Annotated in this window: 17 protein-coding genes; 4 read left to right on the top strand and 13 right to left on the bottom strand. The window is 73.0% G+C overall.

All coding sequences use genetic code 11. The features are described from left to right. Nucleotides 1–144 precede the first annotated feature (144 nt). Nucleotides 145–1,296 (bottom strand): anhydro-N-acetylmuramic acid kinase, encoded by a 1,152-nt coding sequence (locus ACIRVH_RS29255; RefSeq protein ID WP_403959058.1) that lies wholly within the window; start codon nucleotides 1,294–1,296, stop codon nucleotides 145–147. Between the two features lie 3 nt (nucleotides 1,297–1,299). Then, nucleotides 1,300–2,529 carry an MFS transporter gene (locus ACIRVH_RS29250; protein WP_403959056.1) on the bottom strand — a complete coding sequence of 410 codons (1,230 nt, stop codon included), beginning with the start codon at nucleotides 2,527–2,529 and terminating at the stop codon, nucleotides 1,300–1,302. Nucleotides 2,530–2,842: 313 nt separating this feature from the next. Between ACIRVH_RS29250 and ACIRVH_RS29245 the strand changes: the two genes are divergently transcribed. Beyond that, the gene (locus ACIRVH_RS29245) at nucleotides 2,843–5,527 is read left to right on the top strand and encodes an ATP-binding protein (protein WP_403959053.1); all 2,685 of its coding nucleotides are present in this window, start codon (nucleotides 2,843–2,845) and stop codon (nucleotides 5,525–5,527) included. 51 nt (nucleotides 5,528–5,578) lie between these two features. On the opposite strand, the gene ACIRVH_RS29240 is transcribed toward ACIRVH_RS29245, so the two are convergent. The 8 genes from ACIRVH_RS29240 to ACIRVH_RS29205 form a co-directional block, all read right to left on the bottom strand. Then, a complete protein-coding gene (locus ACIRVH_RS29240) occupies nucleotides 5,579–6,370 on the bottom strand; it encodes an SDR family NAD(P)-dependent oxidoreductase (RefSeq protein ID WP_403959050.1) in 792 nt (263 codons plus the stop codon). 64 nt (nucleotides 6,371–6,434) lie between these two features. Beyond that, complete coding sequence (pcaD, locus tag ACIRVH_RS29235; protein WP_403959047.1) at nucleotides 6,435–7,583, bottom strand: 3-oxoadipate enol-lactonase; 1,149 nt, start codon at nucleotides 7,581–7,583, stop codon at nucleotides 6,435–6,437. Then, nucleotides 7,580–8,920, bottom strand: coding sequence for a 3-carboxy-cis,cis-muconate cycloisomerase (gene pcaB, locus ACIRVH_RS29230; RefSeq protein ID WP_403959045.1), 1,341 nt, complete (start codon nucleotides 8,918–8,920; stop codon nucleotides 7,580–7,582). Before pcaB ends, pcaD begins: the two co-directional genes overlap by 4 nt. Beyond that, nucleotides 8,917–9,519 (bottom strand): protocatechuate 3,4-dioxygenase subunit alpha, encoded by a 603-nt coding sequence (gene pcaG / locus ACIRVH_RS29225; RefSeq protein WP_403959042.1) that lies wholly within the window; start codon nucleotides 9,517–9,519, stop codon nucleotides 8,917–8,919. The genes pcaB and pcaG overlap by 4 nt, the downstream gene beginning before the upstream one ends. Nucleotides 9,520–9,527: 8 nt before the next feature. After that, nucleotides 9,528–10,301 (bottom strand): protocatechuate 3,4-dioxygenase subunit beta, encoded by a 774-nt coding sequence (pcaH, locus tag ACIRVH_RS29220; protein WP_403959040.1) that lies wholly within the window; start codon nucleotides 10,299–10,301, stop codon nucleotides 9,528–9,530. Nucleotides 10,302–10,364: 63 nt separating this feature from the next. Further along, entirely contained in the window at nucleotides 10,365–11,567 is a 1,203-nt protein-coding gene (locus ACIRVH_RS29215; RefSeq protein ID WP_403959038.1) for a thiolase family protein, read from the bottom strand. Further along, on the bottom strand, nucleotides 11,564–12,208 hold the full coding sequence (locus ACIRVH_RS29210) for a CoA transferase subunit B (protein WP_403959035.1): 645 nt from the start codon (nucleotides 12,206–12,208) through the stop codon (nucleotides 11,564–11,566). Before ACIRVH_RS29210 ends, ACIRVH_RS29215 begins: the two co-directional genes overlap by 4 nt. Further along, nucleotides 12,208–12,963, bottom strand: coding sequence for a CoA transferase subunit A (locus ACIRVH_RS29205; RefSeq protein ID WP_403959032.1), 756 nt, complete (start codon nucleotides 12,961–12,963; stop codon nucleotides 12,208–12,210). Before ACIRVH_RS29205 ends, ACIRVH_RS29210 begins: the two co-directional genes overlap by 1 nt. A gap of 180 nt (nucleotides 12,964–13,143) precedes the next feature. Here ACIRVH_RS29205 and ACIRVH_RS29200 point away from each other — a divergent pair, with 180 nt between their 5' ends. After that, the gene (locus ACIRVH_RS29200) at nucleotides 13,144–13,611 is read left to right on the top strand and encodes a MarR family winged helix-turn-helix transcriptional regulator (protein ID WP_403959029.1); all 468 of its coding nucleotides are present in this window, start codon (nucleotides 13,144–13,146) and stop codon (nucleotides 13,609–13,611) included. Nucleotides 13,612–13,624: 13 nt separating this feature from the next. On the opposite strand, the gene ACIRVH_RS29195 is transcribed toward ACIRVH_RS29200, so the two are convergent. Beyond that, nucleotides 13,625–14,605 (bottom strand): DUF3048 domain-containing protein, encoded by a 981-nt coding sequence (locus tag ACIRVH_RS29195; protein WP_403959176.1) that lies wholly within the window; start codon nucleotides 14,603–14,605, stop codon nucleotides 13,625–13,627. Between the two features lie 249 nt (nucleotides 14,606–14,854). Between ACIRVH_RS29195 and ACIRVH_RS29190 the strand changes: the two genes are divergently transcribed. Beyond that, nucleotides 14,855–16,045, top strand: coding sequence for a zinc-dependent alcohol dehydrogenase (locus tag ACIRVH_RS29190; RefSeq protein ID WP_403959028.1), 1,191 nt, complete (start codon nucleotides 14,855–14,857; stop codon nucleotides 16,043–16,045). Between the two features lie 94 nt (nucleotides 16,046–16,139). Here the strand turns inward: ACIRVH_RS29190 and ACIRVH_RS29185 are convergent, their stop codons facing one another. Further along, complete coding sequence (locus ACIRVH_RS29185; protein WP_403959025.1) at nucleotides 16,140–17,219, bottom strand: ATP-dependent DNA ligase; 1,080 nt, start codon at nucleotides 17,217–17,219, stop codon at nucleotides 16,140–16,142. A gap of 74 nt (nucleotides 17,220–17,293) precedes the next feature. Between ACIRVH_RS29185 and ligD the strand changes: the two genes are divergently transcribed. Further along, nucleotides 17,294–18,313 carry a non-homologous end-joining DNA ligase gene (gene ligD, locus ACIRVH_RS29180; protein WP_403959022.1) on the top strand — a complete coding sequence of 340 codons (1,020 nt, stop codon included), beginning with the start codon at nucleotides 17,294–17,296 and terminating at the stop codon, nucleotides 18,311–18,313. A 12-nt stretch (nucleotides 18,314–18,325) separates the two neighbouring features. On the opposite strand, the gene ACIRVH_RS29175 is transcribed toward ligD, so the two are convergent. Beyond that, nucleotides 18,326–20,452 (bottom strand): HEAT repeat domain-containing protein, encoded by a 2,127-nt coding sequence (locus tag ACIRVH_RS29175; protein WP_403959019.1) that lies wholly within the window; start codon nucleotides 20,450–20,452, stop codon nucleotides 18,326–18,328. Nucleotides 20,453–20,491: the final 39 nt, after the last annotated feature.

The raw sequence follows: 20,491 nt of genomic DNA, 5'->3' as shown, positions 1-20,491 counted from the left end.
CCGCCGCCAATTCCTCGGACCGGCACATTTCACCTCGGATTTCTCTGCCTTCACCCCGGATTTCCGTGCTTTCGCCGCGGACCCCCACGCTCCGGTCACCACGGTCGGGCCGGCGTGCGGCACGGCACGGCACGGTGGGCTTCCTCACACCGCCACCACCAGCCGCACCGGCCCCACCCGCGGGGCCGGCGGCAGACGCAGGCCCGCCCGCCCTGGTGTCAGCGAGCCCAGCACGCTCGGGTGCCGGGCGCCCGTGCTGCGCGGCTCGGTGCCGGGGAGGCCGTGGGCGGTGAGGAAGCCGAGGACCGCGAAGGCGTACGCCTCCTTCGCGGCGGCGGACAGGCCGAGCTGGTCCGAGGTGCGTACGGCGCTCTGCGGGAGCAGGTCCCGGAGGTGGGACATGAGCACCGGGTTGCGGGTGCCTCCGCCGGAGGCGATCACCTCCGTGGCGCCGACGGACCGTGCCGCGTCGGCGACCGTGCGAGCCGTCAGCAGGGTGAGCGTCGCCAGCACGTCCGGCGCGGGCAGGCCGTCCACCCCGGCCGCCCGCAGGTACCCGGCGTGGAACAGCTCCTTGCCGGTCGTCTTGGGCGGGACCAGCGCGTAGTACGGCTCGGCGAGCAGCCGGTCCAGCAGCGGCAGGTCCGGCCGGCCCCGCGCGGCCAGCGCCCCGTCGGCGTCGTAGGCCAGGCGCCCGCCGCTGAACTGCCTGGCCGCCGCGTCGAGCAGCGCGCAGCCCGGCCCGGTGTCGAAGGCGGTCCCGTCCGGCGCGGTCAGATTGGCGATGCCGCCGATGTTCAGCGCCACCGGCGTGCCGGGCCGGCCCCGCAGCCACAGCAGGTCGACCAGGCTCACCAGGGGCGCGCCCTGGCCGCCGGCGGTGACGTCCCGGGACCGGAAGTCGGCGACCACCGGCAGCCCGGTCGCCTCGGCGATCCACGCCGGCTGCCCCAGCTGGAGCGTGCCGTGCACCCGGCCCCCGTCCACCCAGTGGTAGACGGTCTGCCCGTGCGAGGCCACCAACTCGCCGCCTCCATCGCACAGTTCACGATCGGCCCGGACCGCCGCCGCGGCGAACGCCTGCCCGATCAGGGTGTCGAGGCGGCACACCTCGGCGAGCGGGACGGCGGCCGGCGGCAGCGCCGCGGCGAGCGCATCGCGCAGCCCACCGTCGTACGGCGTGCTCACCATCCCCAGCGGCTTCAGCACGAGCGTGTCCCCGTCCAGCCGCAGGTCGGCGGCCGCCGCGTCGACCGCGTCGTACGACGTCCCCGACATGAGCCCGATCACCCGCATCGCTCAACTCACCTTTCCCCTCTGCCGTTTCATCAGCGCCAGTGCGCTCACCGCGCATGCCGTCGCCGCGTAGTAGGCGGGTACGTCCACGTTTCCGGTCCGGTGCACGGCCTCCGTGATGATCAGCCCCGCGCATCCGGAGAACACCGCGTTCGACAGGGAGTAGGCCAGCCCGAGGCCCGTCCAGCGCACCCGTGCCGGGAACATCTCGGCGAGCAGCGCGGGTCCGGGCCCGGCCATCAGTCCCACCACGGCGCCCGCGGCACACGTGGCCACACCCCTGGTCACGGCCGAAGTCCCGTCGCTCTGCAACAGGTTGAACAACGGCACCGCGAGTCCGGCCACCAGCACCGCCCCGGTGAGCATCACCGGACGCCGCCCGACCCGGTCGCTGAGCAGCCCCGCCGGGAGGATCGTCGCGGCGAACCCGATGGTGGCCGGCACGGTGGCGAGCAGCGCCTCCCGGACGCCCGTGTGCAGCGAGGCCTGGAGATACGAGGGCAGGACGACGAGGAACGTGTATCCGGCCGCCGACCAGCCCATGACCCGCCCGACGCCCAGCAGCACCGTCGACGCGACCACCCCGGCGCCACCTGGGCCGACAGCCGTCCGCTCCCGCTCCCGGAACTCCGGCGTCTCCTCCAGCCCGACCCGCAGCCACAGTGCCACCAGACCCAGCGGCAACGCCAGAAGGAACGGCAACCGCCAGCCCCAGACGGCGAGTTGGTCCTCGCCTAGCACCGTGGCCGTCGCCGCCGCGACCCCGGCACCGCCCAGCAGGCCCAACGCCACCGTGAACGACTGCCACGCGCCGTACAGACCGCGCCGCCCCGGCGGGGCGAACTCGGTCATCAGCGCGACGGCACCACCGAACTCCCCGCCTGCCGACAACCCCTGAAGGACCCTCAGGAATGTCAGCAGCCACGGTGCCAGGGCGCCCGCGGTGGCGTACGTCGGCAGCACGCCGATCAGCGTCGTCGCGGCCGTCATCAGTACGATCACCGCGATCAGCACCGGACGCCGCCCGATCCGGTCGCCCAGCCTGCCGAACAGGGCCGCGCCGAGGGGCCGGAAGAAGAACGCCAGCGCGAAGGAGGCGTACGTGCGCACCAGGCCCTCGGTCGGGGTTCCGCCCGCCGAGGTGAAGAACCGTTCGGCGAGGACGGTGGCCAGATAGCCGTAGACGCCGAACTCGTACCACTCGACGAGATTGCCCACCGACCCCGCCGCCACCGCCCGCACCGTCGGTGTGCGGGCGGCTGTGTCGTCGCGGGATCCGCGATCGCCGCGGGATCCGTGATCGTCGCGGTCGTGTCGTTCCCCATGATCCCCGGGGTCTCCCGGGGGTTCGAAAATCAGCTTCATTCCAGGCCCTGTTGACGGTTCGTCGGCTCCACAGCGGCTGGTGGGACGGCGTGCACGTCGCCCACTCGCCACATCGTTCACCCGGCGGGGCAACACCTGCCCGGACCGGCCTCCACACATCCCATCGGACGGCTACGCTCGTGGTCTGTACGTCATTCGGGCGACCTGGGGAGGTAACGGGATGACGGAGGGACGGCCGTCGGCGGCCGCCGCTGCTTCCCTGTGGGAGCGGGACGCGGAGATCGCCACCGTCATGCGGACGCTCGACGCCCTGTGTGCCGATCAGTCATCCGCGGGCAGCCTGCTGGTCTTCCGGGGCGAGGCCGGACTCGGCAAGACCGCGCTGCTCACCGAGACCCGTCGTATCGCCGAGCGCCGCGGCTGCACGGTGTGGTACGCCCGCGGCGGCGAGACCCTGAAGTCCGTGCCGTTCAACGTGGTGCGGCAGCTGCTGCAGCCGGCGCTGGTCTCCCTGCTCCCGGAGGAGGCCCGCGAGTACCTCGGGGACTGGTACGACATCGCGGGCCCCGCCCTCGGGATAGTGGACCCCGGCGAGGGCAGCGTCGACCCGCAGTACGTCTGCGACGGGCTCGTCGCGGCCGTGCGCCGGCTCGCCCGGCGTGAGTGGCCGCTGGTGCTGATCATCGACGACGCCCACTGGGCCGACCAGGAGACCCTGCGCTGGCTCGCCGCGTTCGCCGAACGCCTGGACGACCTGTCGGTGCTGGTCCTGGTCGCCCGCCGCCCCGGCGATGTGAGGGGCGAGAGTGCCCGCCACCTCGAAGCGGTCGCCGCAGCGGCGGGCCGTCCCGTCAACAACCTCAGCGCCCTCACCCCGGAGGCCACCGCCGGGCTCACCCGTGCCACCGTCGGCCGGCACGCCGACGACCCGTTCTGCCGCGAGGTCTGGGCCGTCACCGGCGGCAATCCGTACGACACCGTCGAACTCCTCGCCAAGGTGCTGGACAGCGAGGTCCATCCGGTCGAGTCCCGGGCCGGCGAACTGCGCGACCTGAACCGCTCCGCCCGCGGCGGCGGCCTGGTCGACCGGCTCAAGGGACTCGGCATCGACGCCACCCAGTTCGCCTGGGCCGCCGCCATCCTGGGCACCGGCATCTCCGTCGACCTCGTCGCACGGCTCGCCTCCATGAACCCCGAGGTCGCCGAGGGCTGCGCCGACCTGCTCCGCACCGCCCGCATCCTCACCGAACCCGACCCGGCGGCCGGCGCCGAGACCGAGGAGGGCGAGCTGGAGTTCGTCCACCCGCTGATCGCCTCCGCCGTCTACAACTCCATCCCGCCGGGTGTGTGCACCGCCATGCACGGCGTCGCCGCGCAGATCCTCACCGAGACCGGGCACAGCGCCGCCGAGGCCTCCCGGCACCTGCTCAAGGTGCACCCGGACGACGACGAGGAACTCGTCGAGCAGCTGCGCGAGGCGGCCCGCGAGCACCTGGCCGTCGGCGCGCCCGACGCGGCCCGCCGCTGCCTGGAGCGCGCACTGGCAGAGCCGCCGCTCCCCGAGTCGCACGCACAGGTGCTCTTCGAACTGGGCCACGCCACCCTGCTCACCGCACCCGCGGTCACCGTCGAGCATCTGCAGTCCGCGCTCGCCATGCCCGGCCTGAGCGGAACCCAGCGGGTCGACGCCGTGGTCCGGCTCTCCCAAGCGCTGCTCCACAACGACCAGCTGGAGGAGGCCGTCCGCACGGTCGAGGCCGAGGCCGCCCGGCACGAGGCGGGCCCGGTCAAACTGCGGCTGCAGGCCGTGCAGTTCATGTGGGAGGGCATCCACGGCGAGACCGTCTCCCAGGAACGCTCGCGGCGTCTGGCCGAGCTGGCCGGCACCTGCACCGGCCGGGACAACTCCGAGCGCGCCCTGCTGATCCTGCGCGGCTTCGACGCGATGACCCACGGCGAGAACGCCGAGGAGGTCCTCCAGCTGTGCGACCGCGCCCTCGTCAACGGCCGCCTCGCACCCGGCCTCGGCTGGACCGACGGCGAGTGGGGCATCGAACTGCTGATGATGCTCGGCAGCGCGTACGCCTACGCCGACCGGCTCGACCGCGCCGAGAGCCTGTTCGCCGAGGCCCTGCGCGCCTACACCGGCGCCGGCTGGCGCGGTGGCCACCTCTCCCTGGCCAACGCCTTCCTCGGCCTCGCCTACCGCAGGCAGGGCCGGCTCCGCGACGCCGAGACCACGCTGCGCGAGGCGCTGAACCTCGCCGAGCGCGTCGGCCGCGGCCTGCCGCTGTACTGGTCGTCGACCTGCGGACTCGTCGACACCCTGCTGGCTCGCGGCCATGTCGAGGAGGCCTGGTCGATCGCCGAGCAGTACGGCTTCGGCCCGCCCTACCCGTCCACGATCGTGCTGCCCGACATCCGCTCCGTACGCGGTCGGCTGCTGCTCGCGACGGGCCGTACCGAGGAGGGCATCAACGAGCTGGAGGCCGCCGAGAAGACCGCCGCCTCGCGTGGCGGCCACAACCCCGTCCTCGCACCCTGGTCGATCGACCTCGCCAAGGCCCTCGCCACGCAGGACCCGGCCCGGGCCGCCCAGCTCGCCGCGGACGCCCGCCGGCAGGCCGAGCGGTTCGGCACGGACACCGCCATCGGTGAGGCCCTGCGCTGTGCCGCCGCTCTGGAGACCGGCCAGCGGGCGGTCCACCTGGCCGCCCAGGCCGTCGCCTATCTGGAGGCCTCGCCCTGCCAGTACGAGCACGCGGCGGCCCGGGTCGAGTACGGCATCGCGATCCGCTCGGTCGCGGAACTCAACCGGGGCCTGGCGCTGGCCCGTTCGATCGGGGCGGACGGACTGGTGGCGCAGGCGCGGGAGGTGCTGGAGACGGGGCGGGGACTGCGCTAGGTGCGGGCCAGGCGTCGCGGGGCAGAGGGTACTTCGACGACAGACCCCAGGTCAGACGGCCAGCAGCTGGTCGGTGACCGACGCCAGGTGCTTGCGCACCTCGGGGTCGTACGTCGCCTCGTGCGCCCGTGACGGACTCGTGCCGTCGAAATAGCGGCCCGTGCCCAGGTCCTGGGTGGCCAGGGCCAGGACGCCCGGCGCGCCGTCGGCGACCGTGTTCCACGGCGTCACGCCCGCGTCGCGCACCATCGTCGTGTCCATGTAGGTCGCCGGGTGCAGCACGTTGACGGACACCCCGGTGCCCGCCAGCTCCTCTGCGAGCGTGAACGTGTGGGCCGCCAGCGCGAACTTGCTGCGGCAGTACGCCGACACGCCGCTGTAGCCACGGGTCAGGCCCGGGTCGGCGAAGTCCAGCGGCTCCTGCCCGGCCGAGCCGACGTTCACGATCCGGGCCGGCGGGTCGGCGCGCAGGACCGGCAACAGGGCGCGGGTCAGGGCCACCGGCGCCAGGTAGTTCACCGCGAGCCGCAGCTCGTGGCAGTCGGCGCTCAGCTCGCGCCCGGAGCCGTGCGGACCGCCGCCGACGCCCGCGTTGTTGATCAGCACATCCAGCTCGGGATGGCCCCGGGCGACCCGGGCGCCCAGCTCGCGCACCTCGGCGAGCGAGGCCAGATCGGCGACGAACCCCTCCGCCCGGCCCTCGGTGCGCAGCTCCGCGACCAGCTGCTCGGTGCGTGCCCGGTCGCGGCCGTGGGCCAGCACGAGATGGCCGCCCCGGACCAGTTCGAAGGCGATGTACCGGCCGAGCCCGGAGGTGGCGCCCGTGATCAGAACAGTCGACATGCCCCCACCCCAGGCACGGCCCGCCCCCGGGAAGGAGGTGCTGCTGAAGCTACGACCAGCAGGGTCACCCTCGGTCGGGCGCCGCGTCCTCGTCCTTCCCGTCCTCCTCGGCGAGCACCCGCTGGGCCGTCGCGAACGCGGAGTTGGCCGCGGGCACCCCGCAGTACACCGCGGTCTGCAGCAGCACCGCGCCGATCTCCTCCGGTGTCAGCCCGCCCCGCCGCGCCGCCCGGACGTGCAGGGCCAGCTCGTCGTAGTGGCCGTGCGCGACCAGCGCGGTCAGTGTGATCATGCTGCGCTCGCGGCGCGAGAGGGTCGGGTCGGTCCAGATCTCCCCCCAGGCGTAGCGGGAGATGAAGTCCTGGAACCGCGCGGTGAACAGGGTCTGCCGGGCCTGCGCCCGGTCGACGTGCGCATCGCCCAGCACCTGCCGGCGCACCGCCATCCCGCTCGCCTGAGCCCCGGTCAGCTGGGTGCGCAGGGCGGTCAGGACGGCCTGCGGGCACTGCGCGGGGGCGAGGTGCGACGCCCTGGGCAGCTCCACGAGGGCGGCCGCGGGCACCGCGTCCGCGATCTCCCGCAGATGCGCGGGCGGCGTCGCCGGATCCTGTCGGCCCGCCACGAGCAGAGTCGGTACGGCGATGTCGGCGAGCCGGTCGCGCAGGTCGAACGCGGCCAGCGCGTCGCAGCAGGCGGCGTACGCCTCCGGGTCGGCCTCCCGGTGGTCCCGCACCAGCCGCGGCACGGTGAAGCCGGGCGTGAACCACCGCGCGTCGGCGCTCTCCACCAGCCACTCAAGCCCCTCCTGCCGCACCCGCTCGGCCCGCTCCCGCCAGGGCGCGCCGCCGCCGAAGTGCGCGGAGGAGCAGATGACGGCCAGCGAGGTCAGCCGCTCGGGGTGGTGCACGGCCAGATGCAGTCCGACCGCGCCGCCGAGCGACACGCCCGCATAGGCGAACCGCTCGATGCCGAGCGCGTCGGCGAGCGCCAGCACCAGCGTGGCGAGGTCGCCGACGGTGGCCCCCGGCCCGATCAGGTCGGGCGCCGAACCGCCGTGCCCCGGCAGGTCCCAGCGCACCACCCGGTGGGTGATCGACAGCTCGGGCGCGACCGCGTCCCACAGGGCGTACGAGGTGCCGAGCGACGGGCCGAGCAGCAGCGGGGGAGCGGAGGCCGGGCCTTCTTCCAGATGGTTGAGGAGTTTCACGGTCAACGTCGCTCCAGGGCACGGTCGGTGAGGGCACCGGCGAATCCGGTGTAGTGGGCGGGGTCCGTGAGGTCGTCCAGCTCGACGTCCCTCAACTCTGCTTCCTCGGCGAGGAGTTCACGCAGCGAGCGGCCCTCCTCGTGGACGCGGCAGGCCAGTTCGGTCAGCAGCTCCTTGGCCCGCGCCCGGCCGAGAACGGGTGCCAGCGCGGCGGACAGCCGTTCGGAGACGATCAGACCCCGGGTCGTGCCGAGGTTCCGGCGCATCGCGGCGGGATGCACACGCAGCCCTTCGGTCAGTGCGGCCGCGTGCGCGGCCGCACCGCCCACCAGCCGGAGCAGGTCGCGCAGCGGCTCCCACTCGGCGTGCCAGGCACCCGCCGGCCGCTCGTCCTCGGCGGCCAGGGAGCCGTACAGCGTGGCCGCGAGCTGCGGGGCGCGCCGGGCGGCGGCGGCGAGGAGCGTGGCGCGCACCGGGTTCGCCTTGTGCGGCATGGCGGAGGAGCCGCCACCACTGCCCTCGCTCACTTCGCCGACCTCGGTGCGCGACAGCGTCAGCACGTCCACAGCGAGCTTGCCCAGCGCCCCCGCGGTGAGGGCCAGGCAGCCGGCCAGGTCGGCGACGGGCGTGCGCAGCGTGTGCCAGGGCAACGCCGGTGCCGCGAGGCCGACTTCGCGGGCGTACGCCTGGGTCGGCGCATCCGCGTCCTGGGCGCCGTACGTCTGGAAGGCCGCCAAGGTCCCCGCCGCGCCGCCGAGTTGGGCGGGGAGCGAGTCCCGGACCCGGGTGACGCGGTCGCGTGCGTCCAGGATCAGCGAGCGCCAGCCGGCCGCCTTCAACCCGAACGTCGTGGGTACGGCGTGCTGGGTGAGCGTCCGACCGGGCATCGGCGTGTCGCGGTGCTCCGCCGCGAGCCCGGCCAGCGCCCGCTCGGTGCGGCCGAGGTCGGCGAGGATCGGCCCCAGGGTGCGTACGGCGACCAGCATCGTGGCCGTGTCCATGATGTCCTGGCTGGTCGCGCCCCGGTGGACGTAGGGGCCGTACTTCTCGCCGACCGCCGCCGTCAGGTCGGCGACCAGCGGGATGACCGGGTTGCCGCCCGCCGGGGTGCGGGCCGCCAGGGAACGGATGCCGAAGTTCGCCGGGACGGCCGCCTCGGTCACCGCCGCCGCGGCCTCGGCCGGGGCGAGCCCGAGCACGGCCTGCGCCCGGGTCAGCGCGGCCTCGGCGTCGAGCAGGGCTCGCAGATAGGCGTGGTCGCCGGTCTCGGAGGCGGCCTCGGACAGCCCCCACTCGGGGGCGAGCAGACCCGTGTCGGCGTACGGCGGGGACTCAGATGTCACTGGAACTCCAGGAAGACCGTCTCGCCTTCGCCCTGAAGGCGGATGTCGAAACGGTAGGTGCTGCCGCCCTCGTCGCCGGCGATCAGCGTGTCGCGCCGGTCGCCCACCCGGGTGAGCAGCGGGTCCGCGGCGAGCGCGGCCTCGTCGCCCGGCAGGTAGATCCGGGTGAACAGGTGCACGAGCAGGCCGCGCGCGAAGACGCACACGCTCAGGTACGGGGCGCTCCGCCCCCGCGCGCCGGGCCGCAGCGTCCGCGCGTACCAGTGGCCGTTCGCGTCGGTCTGGATGCGGCCCCAGCCGGTGAACTCCACACCGTTGCGGCCCAGATGGCCGCCGGTCGCCGGGTCCTGCCGCATGGAGCCGTCCACCTGCGGGACGGTGCCGTCCGGGCGCGGCCCCCACAGCTCGACGAGGGCGTCCGGGAGCGGATCGCCTTCGCCGTCGAGGACGTATCCGTGCACCGTGACCGTGTCGGGGTGCTCCAGGGGGGCGATGTCCTCGCCGCCGCGGAACGGCAGCGCGTACCCGTAGAAGGGGCCGACCGTGTGGGAGGGGGTGGGCAGCACGCTCTGCGGGCCGCGCGTGTCGATCTTCGTCATCGCTTCCGTCAGCGTCCTTCCTCGATCCAGGTGGCGGCCGGGCCGTCCAGCACGATGTCCCAGTGGTAGCCGAGGGAGAACTCCGGCACCGACAGGCCGTGGTCGTAGGTGGCGACCAGCCGTTGCCGGGCCGCGTCGTCCGTCACGGACTGCAGGATCGGGTCGTACGGGAACAGCGGGTCGTTCGGGAAGTACATCTGCGTCACCAGCCGCTGGGAGAACGCCGTGCCGAAGACCGAGAAGTGGATGTGCGCCGGGCGCCAGGCGCCCACGTGGTTGCGCCAGGGGTAGGGGCCGGGCTGGACGGTGGTGAAGTGGTAGCGGCCCTCGGCGTCCGTCAGGGTGCGGCCGGCACCGGTGAAGTTGGGGTCCAGCGGGGCGTCGTGCTGCTCACGCCGGTGGGCGTAGCGGCCGGCCGAGTTGGCCTGCCAGATCTCGACGAGCTGGCCGCGGACCGGGCGTCCGGCACGGTCCAGGAGCCGTCCGGACACGGTGATCCGCTCACCGACCGGCTGGCCGGTGTGCTGCCGGGTGAGGTCGTTGTCGATGTCGGTGAGGTCGCGCTCCCCGAAGGCGGGGGAGTGCAGTTCCACCAGTTCGGGGTCCCGGCGGGTGTCGATGGCGACCAGGGGCTGCTTGGGGTGGCGGAGCACGGAGGAGCGATAGGGCGCGTAGTCACGGCGCGGGTGGTGTTCGACGGGCGCTCCGTCGGCGACCCGCTTCTCGTACGCGGCGTGCTCGGCCGCGATCTCCTGGTCGATGTCCTGCTGGGTGAGGGGCATTGGGGGATACCTGACGCTTCCTTGGCGTTCGAGGAGGAGTCCTTGATGTGGGAAGGCGAGTCCTCAGCGATCGAGGACGAGGGCCAGGCCCTGGCCCACGCCGATGCAGAGGGTGGCCACGCCGGTGCCGGAGCCACGACGGGCGAGCTGGTGGGCCACGGTGCCGGCGAGCCGGGCGCCGGAGGCGCCGAGCGGGTGGCCGAGGGCGATGGCTCCGCCCTGGGGGTTGAGGATCGCCGGGTCGAACTCGGGCCATTCGGCGGCACAGCCGAGGACCTGGGCGGCGAACGCCTCGTTGAGTTCCAGCACGGACAGGTCGTCGAAATCCTTGCCCGCCTTGGCGAGGGCGCGGTTGACGGCCTCGACGGGAGCGAGCCCGAAGTACTGCGGGTCGATTCCCGACACCCCGGTCGCGGTGACCCGGGCGAGGGGTTCGCGGCCGGTGGCCTTCAGACCCTCCTCGTCGGTGAGGAGCAGGGCGGCGGCGCCGTCGTTGAGCGGGGAGGCGTTGCCCGCGGTGACGGTGCCTCCCCTGCCGCGGAACGAGGGCTTGAGCTTCGCCATGGCGGCCAGGGAGGCGTCGGGCCGTACGCACTCGTCGGCGGCGAAGTCGACCGGGTCGCTCTTGCGCTGCGGGACCGGAACGGGCGCCGACTCGGCGTCGAACAGACCCTGTTGCTGGGCCGCGGCCGCCTTCCGATGGCTGTGCAGCGCGTACTCGTCCTGCTGCTCGCGGCTGATCTTGTGCTTGTCGGCGATCAGCTCGGCGCTCTCCCCGAGCGGGACGGTCCACTGCGGGTCCATCCCCGGGTTGACCATGCGCCAGCCGAGCGTGGTCGAGTACAGCTCGGCGTGTGCGGCGGGGAAGGGCTTGTCCGACTTGGGCAGGACGTACGGCGCGCGAGTCATCGACTCCACACCGCCCGCCACGGCGATCCGTGCGTCGCCGACCGCGATGGCGCGGGCGGCCTGGATCACCGCCTCGAGGCCGGAGGCGCACAGCCGGTTGACCGTCACGCCCGGTACCGAGGTCGGCAGGCCCGCGAGCAGGGCGGCCATACGGGCGACGTTGCGGTTCTCCTCTCCGGCGCCGTTGGCGTTGCCGAAGTAGACGTCGTCGATGCGGGAGGGGTCCAGGTCGGGCGTGCGGGCGAGGAGTTCGCGGAGGGCGTGGGCGGCGAGGTCGTCGGGTCGCACGGAGGACAGCCCGCCGTTGTAGCGGCCGATCGGGGTGCGGACGGCGTCGACGATGTAAACAGGATTCACAGCACGTTCTCCCCGATGGTCAGTTCAGCGTCGGTCCTGGTGACGACGTCTTCGACGCCCACGCCCGGTGCGGTCTCGACCAGGACGAGCCCCGCGTCCGTGACGTCCAGTACCGCCAGGTCCGTGATGACTCGGTTCACACACGCCTTGCCCGTGAGCGGAAGCGTGCACTGCTCCAGGATCTTCGGGGAGCCGTCCTTGGCCGTGTGCGTCATGACGACGACGACCGTACGGGCGCCGTGCACCAGGTCCATCGCCCCGCCGATCCCGGTGACCAGCTTCCCCGGGACCGCCCAGTTGGCCAGGTCGCCGCCCGCGGACACCTGCATCGCGCCCAGCACGGCCACGTCGATGTGCCCGCCCCGGATCATCGCGAAGCTGAGGGCCGAGTCGAAGTAGGAGGCGCCCGGCAGGACCGTCACGGTCTCCTTGCCGGCGTTGATCAGATCCGGGTCGACCTCGCCCTCGGCGGGGTACGGACCGGTGCCGAGGATGCCGTTCTCCGACTCCAGGACCACCTCGACGCCCGGCGGCAGATGGTTCGGGATCAGCGTCGGCAGGCCGATGCCGAGGTTGACGTACTGGCCGTCCTTCAGTTCGCGGGCCGCGCGGGCGGCCATCTCCTCGCGTGTCCAGGCCATCAGGACCTCACCGTCCGCTGCTCGATCTTCTTGTCCGTCGCCTGCTCGGGGGTCAGCGCCACCACGCGCTGCACGAAGACGCCGGGCAGGTGCACCGTGTCCGGGTCGATCTCGCCGGGTTCCACCAGCTCCTCCACCTCGGCGACGGTCACCCGGCCGGCCATCGCGGCAAGGGGGTTGAAGTTCCGGGAGGACTTGCCGAAGACGAGGTTGCCGTGCCGGTCGCCCCTGGCGGCGCGGACCAGCGCGAAGTCGGTGCGGATGCCCCGCTCCAGGACGTACGCCACGCCGTCGAACTCCCGGACCTCCTTCGGCGGCGAGGCGAGCGCGACCCCGCCCGCACCGTCGTACCGCCACGGCAGCCCGCCCTCGGCGACCTGTGTGCCCACACCGGCCGGGGTGTAGAAGGCGGGGATCCCGGCGCCGCCCGCGCGCAGCCGCTCGGCGAGCGTGCCCTGCGGGATCAGCTCGACCTCCAGTTCGCCGGACAGGTACTGGCGGGCGAACTCCTTGTTGCCGCCGATGTAGGAGCCGGTCACCCGGGAGATCCGGCCGGCGGCCAGCAGCACCGCGAGGCCGGACTCCATCGCACCGCAGTTGTTCGACACCACGCCCAGACCGGTCGTCCCGCGCTCGTACAGCGCCTGGATCAGTACGTTCGGCACACCGCTCAGCCCGAAGCCGCCGACCGAGAGGGACGCGCCGTCCGGCACATCGGCCACCGCCTCCAGGGCAGTGGCGACCACCTTGTCCATCCGTGAAGCCTCATCTCTGCAATTAATCAGCGCACTGAGTATTTCATCGAGGTGCTCCTCACGCTGCCATCGGATACGGAAACCGTCAATACCTCGTGGTACACGCGATTCTCCCTGCAGACACGTGCGCCACCGGCGAGTATCGTTCAGTACACCAACGAATCGATCAGGGGAGCGCTCATGGCCGCGGTGGACCTCGCCACCCATCCCGGGCACCTGGCCCGGCGGCTCCAGCAGGCGCACTACCTGCTGTGGAACACCATGGTCTCCGAGGAGATCACCTCACCGCAGTTCGCGGTGCTGAACACACTCGTCGCCGAGCCGGGTCTCGACCAGCGGACCGTGGGGGAGCGGGTGGGCCTGGACCGGTCGACCATCGCCGAGGTCATCAGCAGGCTCACCCGCCGCGAGCTGCTGCACAAGGTCCGCGACCCGCAGGACGGCCGCCGCTTCTTGCTGCGCCTCACCGATGAGGGCCTGCGCGTGCACCGCAAGCTGACCGTGCGCACCGCGCGGATGAACCAGGTCTTCCTCGCCCCGCTCTCCGCCGAGGAGCAGACCGTCTTCTTCGACCTGATCCGCCGGGTCGCGGACGCCGCCGAGGACCTGCGCAACCCGGCCGAGCCGCTGGTCGCCCGGCAGGGCTGAACGGCGGGGCCGGTCAGGAGGGGGCCTCGGCGAACACCACCCACACCTGGCCGGCGGCGAAGTTCATCGGGCTGCCGTCCGCCGCCGTGAACGCCGTGCCGTCCGTGGCGGACGGCCGGGACCAGGTGGCGTCGAAGGACCGGCCGTCCCGCAGCACCTCGGCCTTTCCGGAGCCGACCGTCTCGGTGTACGGGGTGCTGTTGCCGAGTGCGTCGTGGTACTGCGACGCACGGATCTTCACGTACTGCACGACGACCGTCGCCGGCGCCGGCCGCCCGCCGTCGGTCGTCACCGTCGGCGTGCCGTCCATCGCGACCAGCCAGCCGCCCCGCCCCGCTGACCAGGTGAAGGTGAAGCGCGCCGACGGAAAGCGCACCGTCCGCGCGTGTTCGGGAGTGCCACCGGAGGGCGCCGGACCGTAGCGGAACCCGGTGGTCAGCGCGGCCTTGCCCGGCGCGGAGGGCAGCAGCCGGGCGGGGTGCAGATACAGGTTGTGCGGTGCGGCCCTGCCGGTGCCCCGGTAGTAGGCGTCTCCGGCCTCGTCGGGCGACTCGGCCCGCACCGGGGCCTGGTGGATCAGCGGCAGCAGCTTGCGCTGGGCTCCGGAGAACGCCAGCGTCGGCTCGTCGAACTGGCGCAGCAGCTCCAGATCGGACTCGCGGGCGCTGCGCACCGGGCCGACCGCTTTGGGAAGGGTGGTGGCGTACACCGCCATCAGGCGGCTCAGGCCGCCCTCGACCTGCTCCGCGTACACGACGTCCGCCGCATCGAGTCCCGTCTGCGGGCGGGCCGCCGGCACGTTGTCGATCTTCACGGCGAGCGGTGAGCCGTCCGCGGGCGCGGCCGGGCCGGTCGGCGACGCGGTCCGGTGCGGGGCGTGGCCGTCGTCGGCCGGGCCGTGCCGTGTGCAGCCCGCCGTCAGGGAGACCGTCATCGTGACGGCGACCAGGGCCGCCGTCAGTGCCGTACGTCGTGTGCGCGCGCTGCGTCCTATGGCCACCGTTGCCCCCGTTCGTATAGGTCGATTGTGTGCTCATCGGTCATCGCGGGCCATCCCTGGTCGGTTCCGGTCATGCGCGTTCCGTGGATCGATGGATCGATCGGGTCGACGGCGTGGCCCGGGCGGTCCGATCCGCCGGGGCGGCGAGGTGTCGGTCGCGGCACGCGCGGGTACCCGGGCGCCACCGCAAACCGGACGCGCCAGGGCGAACCGGCGCGCACGCGAGCAAGGGAGCGCGACCTCATGAAGGCAGTCACCTGGCAGGGCAGGCGGGACGTGCGGGTGGAGGACGTGCCCGACCCGCGGATCGAACAGCCCACCGATGCCGTCATCCGCATCACGTCCAGCGGCCTGTGCGGCTCGGATCTGCATCTGTACGAGGTGCTCACCCCGTTCATGACCCCGGGTGACATCCTCGGCCACGAACCGATGGGCATCGTCCAGGAGGTCGGTGCCGGGGTGCCGGACCTCGCCGCGGGCGACCGGGTCGTGGTCCCGTTCCAGATCGCCTGCGGAGACTGCTGGATGTGCCTGACCGGGCTGCCCACCCAGTGCGAGACGACCCAGGTCACCGGCGAGGGTATGGGCGCCGCCCTGTTCGGCTACACCCGCCTGTACGGCGCCGTGCCGGGCGGCCAGGCCGAGTACCTGCGCGTCCCGCAGGCGCAGTACGGCCCGATCAAGGTGCCCGAGGGCCCGCCGGACGACCGGTTCGTCTACCTCTCGGACGTGCTGCCCACCGCCTGGCAGGCCGTCGAGTACGCGTCCGTCCCGCCCGGCGGCAGCCTCGCCGTCCTCGGCCTCGGCCCGATCGGCGACATGGCCTGCCGGGTCGCGATCGCCCGGGGAGCCGAGCGGGTGTTCGGCGTCGACCTGGTGCCCGAGCGGCTGGCCCGGGCGAGCCGGCGAGGTGTGCGGACGTACGACCTCAGGGCCTTCGACGACGAGAAGGAACTGGTCCACGTGATCCGCGATGCGACCGACGGCCGCGGCCCGGACGCCGTGATCGACGCCGTCGGCACCGAGGCCCACGGCAGCGCCGCGGCCCGGCTCGCCCAGCAGGCGTCCGCGATGCTGCCCCGCAAGCTGGGCGCGCCACTCGCGGAACGCTTCAGTGTCGACCGGCTCGGCGCCCTCCACCTGGCCATCGAGCTGGTCCGGCGGGGCGGCACGCTCTCCCTCGTCGGCGTCTACGGCGGCACGGCCGACCCGATCCCGATGCTCACCCTGTTCGACAAGCAGATCCAGATGCGGATGGGGCAGGCCAATGTCCGCCGGTGGACCGACGCGATCATGCCCTACCTCACGGACGAGGACCCACTCGGCGTCGATGACTTCGCCACGCACCGGCTGCCGCTCGACGAGGCCCCGACCGCGTACGAGATGTTCCAGCACAAGCAGGACGGCGCGATCAAGATCCTGATGCAGCCCTAGGCGGCATCTGGGCGTCCGACCTGCAGCGGACCGGCCCCACCGGCGTCACCGTGACCGTCGACGCCTGCGACCCGAAGGGCGTTGCGGGCCGGACCTAGGAGCCGTCCTCCTTGGCCCCGAGGATCTCCGCGAGGTCGTAGCGCACCGGCTCCTCCAGCTGTGCGTAGGTGCAGCTCTCCGGTGCCCGGTCCGGGCGCCACCGGCGGAAGCGGGCCGTGTGCCGGAAGCGGGCGCCGTTCTCCATGTGGTCGTAGGCCACCTCGGCGACCCGCTCCGGCCGGATCGGCACCCAGGACAGGTCCTTCTTGCCCGACCAGCGGCTCGGCGCCCCCGGCAGCCGAGCCGTCTCGTGCGCCGCCTCGTCGCCCCATGCCGCCCACGGGTGCCCGGTCACGTCGTCCATCCGCAGCGGCTCCAGCTCCTCGACCAGCTCGGCGCGCTTCTTCATGGCGAAGGCCGCCGACACGCCCACGTGCTGCAGGGCGCCCCGGTCGTCGTACAGGCCCAGCAGCAGCGAGCCCACCACCGGTCCGCTCTTGTGGAACCGGTAGCCCGCCACGACGACATCCGCCGTCCGCTCGTGCTTGATCTTGAACATGGCCCGCTCGTCCTGCAGATAGCGCAGATCGAGCGGCTTGGCGACGACCCCGTCCAGACCGGCGCCCTCGTACTGCTCGAACCACCGCTGCGCCACCTCCACGTCGGTCGTCGCCGGCGCCAGATGCACCGGTGCGCTCACCCCGGACAGCGCCCGCTCCAGCAGGGCCCGCCGGTCGGACAACGGCACGTCGAGCAGGGCATGGTCGTCCAGCGCCAGCAGGTCGAACGCCACGAAGGAGGCCGGGGTCTTCTCGGCCAGCATCCGCACCCGCGAGTCCGCCGGATGGATCCGCTCGGTCAGCGCGTCGAAGTCCAGCCGCCCGCCCCGCGCGATCACGATCTCCCCGTCCAGCACGCACCGCTCGGGCACCCGCTCCTGCAACGCCGCAACCAGCTCCGGAAAGTACCTGGTCAGCGGCTTTCCGGTACGGCTGCCCAACTCGACCTCGGCCCCGTCCCGGAACACGATCGCGCGGAACCCGTCCCACTTCGCCTCGTAGTGCATGCCCGGCGGGATCTTCGCCACCGACTTGGCGAGCATCGGCTTCACGGGCGGCATCACCGGCAGATCCATGCGTCCGATTCTGCTCGCATACGTCAGCTGCCGCCCGGTATGCGGGGTGTGCCGGGTACGCCTACCGTGGCCGCATGGGCGAAGCGGTGGAACTGGACGTGGCCGGCCGGACCGTACGGCTGTCCAGCCCCGACAAGGTCTTCTTCCCGGAGCGCGGATTCACCAAGCTGGACGTCGCCCAGTACTACGCGGCCGTCGGCCCCGGCATCCTGCGCGCCCTGCGCGACCGCCCCACCACCCTCCAGCGCTACCCGGACGGCGTCGACGGCGAGTGGTTCTACCAGAAGCGCGCACCCAAGGGCATGCCCGACTGGATCCCCACCGCCCACATCACCTTCCCCAGCGGCCGCAGCGCCGACGAGATGTGCCCGACCGAGGAGGCCGCCGTGGTGTGGGCCGCCCAGTACGGCACGCTCACCTTCCACCCCTGGCCGGTGCGCCGCACCCACGTCGACCATCCCGACGAACTCCGCATCGACCTCGACCCGCAGCCCGGCACCGACTACGACGACGCCGTCCGTGCCGCCCACGAACTGCGTGCCGTCCTCGACGAGTTCGGCGGACTGCGCGGCTGGCCCAAGACCTCGGGCGGCCGCGGCCTGCACGTCTTCGTGCCCGTCGAACCCCGCTGGACCTTCACCCAGGTGCGGCGCGCCGCGATCGCGGTGGGCCGGGAGCTGGAGCGCCGGATGCCCGACCAGGTCACGATCAAGTGGTGGAAGGAGGAGCGCGGCGAACGCATCTTCCTCGACTACAACCAGACCGCCCGCGACCGCACCATCGCCTCCGCCTACTCCGTCCGACCCCGCCCGAACGCCCCCGTCTCCGCGCCCCTGCGCTGGGACGAGGTCGGCGTGGCCCACCCCCGCGACTTCGACCTCGCCACCATGTCGGCCCGCTTCGCCGAACTCGGCGACGTGCACGCCGACATGGACGACCACGCCTACTCCCTCGACGCCCTCCTCGAACTGGCCCGCCGCGACGAACACGATCACGGCCTGGGCGACCTGCCGTACCCGCCGGAGTACCCGAAGATGCCGGGCGAGCCCAAGCGGGTGCAGCCGAGCCGGGCCCGCCGCGAGCAGGACTCCTGACCCGACCCGGCGCTAGCGCACCGGGGTTTCCATCCGCTGGCCGAACTCGGCCAGCACGCGCCGGCAGTCCTGCTGCAGGGCCACGTCGGTGGGAACGTCGTAGCGCATGTTGCCGGTGGAGTCGTCGTTGTTGTGACGGCGGGGCGAGGCCAGCTCCGCGCGTATCAGCGGCAGCGCCGGTGCGGCCGCAGGGCCCATGCCCGCCAGGCAGCCGGCCATGGCGGGGCGTTGGGCCGGCGTGGCCGACCACTCGGTCAGGAGCACGGGGAGCGCCTCGTCCGTCTCCCCGGTGACCTGCCACAGACCGACGGCCGCCCGGGCAGGCGTGTGGCCGTCCGCGATCATCTCGCGCAACGTGGGTGCGAGGGCGGCACCGGACCGGCCCAGGGATGCGGTCAGCTGCAGGGCCGCGTACCACGGGCTCCACGACCGCGACCGCAGACCCTCGCGGACGACGGCGAGCACCGCCTCCGCTTCGCCGGTCAGGGCCCACAGGGCGTGTGCCACATGGATGCGGTGCTCGTCCGCGAGGGTGTCGTCCTCCCACAGACGCCGTACCAGCGGAGCTGCTTCGGCCGCCTGGGGGCCGTAGGCGCAGAGGGCCTCCAGGACCTCCCGTGTCGTCCGGAAGTGCTCGGCATCGGCCAGGACGCGGGTCAGCAGGGGCACCGACTCGGCGTGCCGAAGTGTGCCCAGGGCCTCGACGAGGCCGTCCAGCTCCGCGGACGGTGCGCGGTGGTCCAGTCGGGCCAGCCGGTCGTGGAGCACGGGGCCGAGCGGAGCCGCCGCCTCGGGGCCGAGCGCCTCCAGCCACCGGGACAGCTTCTCGGGCAGCTCGACCACTTCGAGCACATGGGTGAGCGCCGGCACGATCCGGCCGTCGCCCTGCAGCGCCAGTACCTCGAACGCCATGCCGAGGGCCATGTCCCGGAAGACCGTGTCGGTCTCCAGCGGGCGGCCCTCCCAGCTCTCGACGTACGCCGCCACCCCCTCCGACACGCGGTGTGCCACCGGTGCGAGATGCCGCAGTTCCGACAGCACCTCCTTCTGCAGCCGCAGATCGTCGTCGGCCAGCAGCCGGGCCAGTGCCAGCACCGGTTCGTCGTCGGGAGCCCGCCACCCGGTCAGCAGCCGTCCCGCCATGCCGACGGCGTGCCTGCGCTGGCGCGGACTGGGGCTGCCCAACTGGCCGACGAGGAGCGGGAAGCGCAGGTCGACCCGATCGCGTAGCTCCGTGTGCAGCTCTTCGAGCAGGTCCGCCGCGTCGTCCAGGTCCAGGCTGCGGCGGTGCTCCGCGTGCAGCTCGCGCACATGGGAGATCAGGGTGTCCGTGCGCGGCCGCTCGGGCGCGGCGGGCGGTGGGCCCAGCTCGTCCGCCTCCCGGGCCAGCCGCATCACGTCCAGCGCGATCTGCACGGTGTCCGGCGGTAGTTCGTCGGGCGCACTGCGCGCCAGCCGGGCCAGCGCCGTCATGCGCAGCTGGGGGTCGGGGGTGCCGGAGACGAGATCCTTCAGCATCCGGACCGCTTCGGCGCCCAGCTCGGCGGGGTGCCGTCCGGCCAGCGTGCCCAGGGCACGCGCCAGGGACCGGGCGGCCTCCGGGTCGGTCTCCGCGGGCACCCGCTCGCGCAGGGCGTGAAACACCCGCACCGGGTCCGGGTGCAGCCGCGCCAGCGCACCCGGCACGGCGGCCCGCACCCCGGGATCCGGATCGCCGAGCAGCCCGAGGAAGTCCCCGGCCCGCTCGCGGACCAGGTCACGCGCCACGAAGAAGTGCCGCAGCCATTCCTCGTGTTCGTCCTCGTCGAACTCGTCGAAGGCCTCGGCCTCCTCCTCGTCCCACTCGTCCTCGTCCTCGTCCGAGACGTGGGCGATGCTGCACAGCAGGCCGATCACCGCACCCCGGTCGGCGATCGACGGGTTCGCGACCAGCTCGAACAGGAACGGGACGCAGGCGACCGTGCTGTCGTACACATCCCCCTGGTGGTGCACCGCGCCGTACATTCCGTCCAGCGCGATCTCCCGGCGCTCCGGGTCGTCCGACGCCAACCCCCACAGCAACTCCGGCACATCGGTCGCCGATTCCGTGTACGCATGCCCCATCGACGCCCAGTCGACGTCGTCGATCCCCCTGAACATCCCAGCCCTCCCCGTGGTTGATGGCGCGTGTTCCGCCAC

Origin of the sequence: Streptomyces sp. NPDC101165 (genome assembly GCF_044768135.1) — a bacterium.
In the GTDB taxonomy this organism is placed as follows: domain Bacteria; phylum Actinomycetota; class Actinomycetes; order Streptomycetales; family Streptomycetaceae; genus Streptomyces.
Note: the sequence above shows the minus strand (reverse complement) of the source record. Positions and strands in the feature narration are given on the sequence as shown.

Bases quoted from the DNA above. Each gene is read 5' to 3' on its own strand.
- ACIRVH_RS29200 (WP_403959029.1), top strand. From the start codon at position 13,144: ATGGCCGCGGTGGACCTCGCCACCCATCCCGGGCACCTGGCCCGGCGG.
- ACIRVH_RS29175 (WP_403959019.1), bottom strand. From the start codon at position 20,452: ATGTTCAGGGGGATCGACGACGTCGACTGGGCGTCGATGGGGCATGCG.
- ligD (WP_403959022.1), top strand. From the start codon at position 17,294: ATGGGCGAAGCGGTGGAACTGGACGTGGCCGGCCGGACCGTACGGCTG.
- ACIRVH_RS29240 (WP_403959050.1), bottom strand. From the start codon at position 6,370: ATGTCGACTGTTCTGATCACGGGCGCCACCTCCGGGCTCGGCCGGTAC.
- ACIRVH_RS29190 (WP_403959028.1), top strand. From the start codon at position 14,855: ATGAAGGCAGTCACCTGGCAGGGCAGGCGGGACGTGCGGGTGGAGGAC.
- ACIRVH_RS29210 (WP_403959035.1), bottom strand. From the start codon at position 12,208: ATGGCCTGGACACGCGAGGAGATGGCCGCCCGCGCGGCCCGCGAACTG.
- pcaG (WP_403959042.1), bottom strand. From the start codon at position 9,519: ATGACGAAGATCGACACGCGCGGCCCGCAGAGCGTGCTGCCCACCCCC.
- ACIRVH_RS29205 (WP_403959032.1), bottom strand. From the start codon at position 12,963: ATGGACAAGGTGGTCGCCACTGCCCTGGAGGCGGTGGCCGATGTGCCG.
- ACIRVH_RS29185 (WP_403959025.1), bottom strand. From the start codon at position 17,219: ATGGATCTGCCGGTGATGCCGCCCGTGAAGCCGATGCTCGCCAAGTCG.
- ACIRVH_RS29255 (WP_403959058.1), bottom strand. From the start codon at position 1,296: ATGCGGGTGATCGGGCTCATGTCGGGGACGTCGTACGACGCGGTCGAC.
- ACIRVH_RS29245 (WP_403959053.1), top strand. From the start codon at position 2,843: ATGACGGAGGGACGGCCGTCGGCGGCCGCCGCTGCTTCCCTGTGGGAG.
- pcaH (WP_403959040.1), bottom strand. From the start codon at position 10,301: ATGCCCCTCACCCAGCAGGACATCGACCAGGAGATCGCGGCCGAGCAC.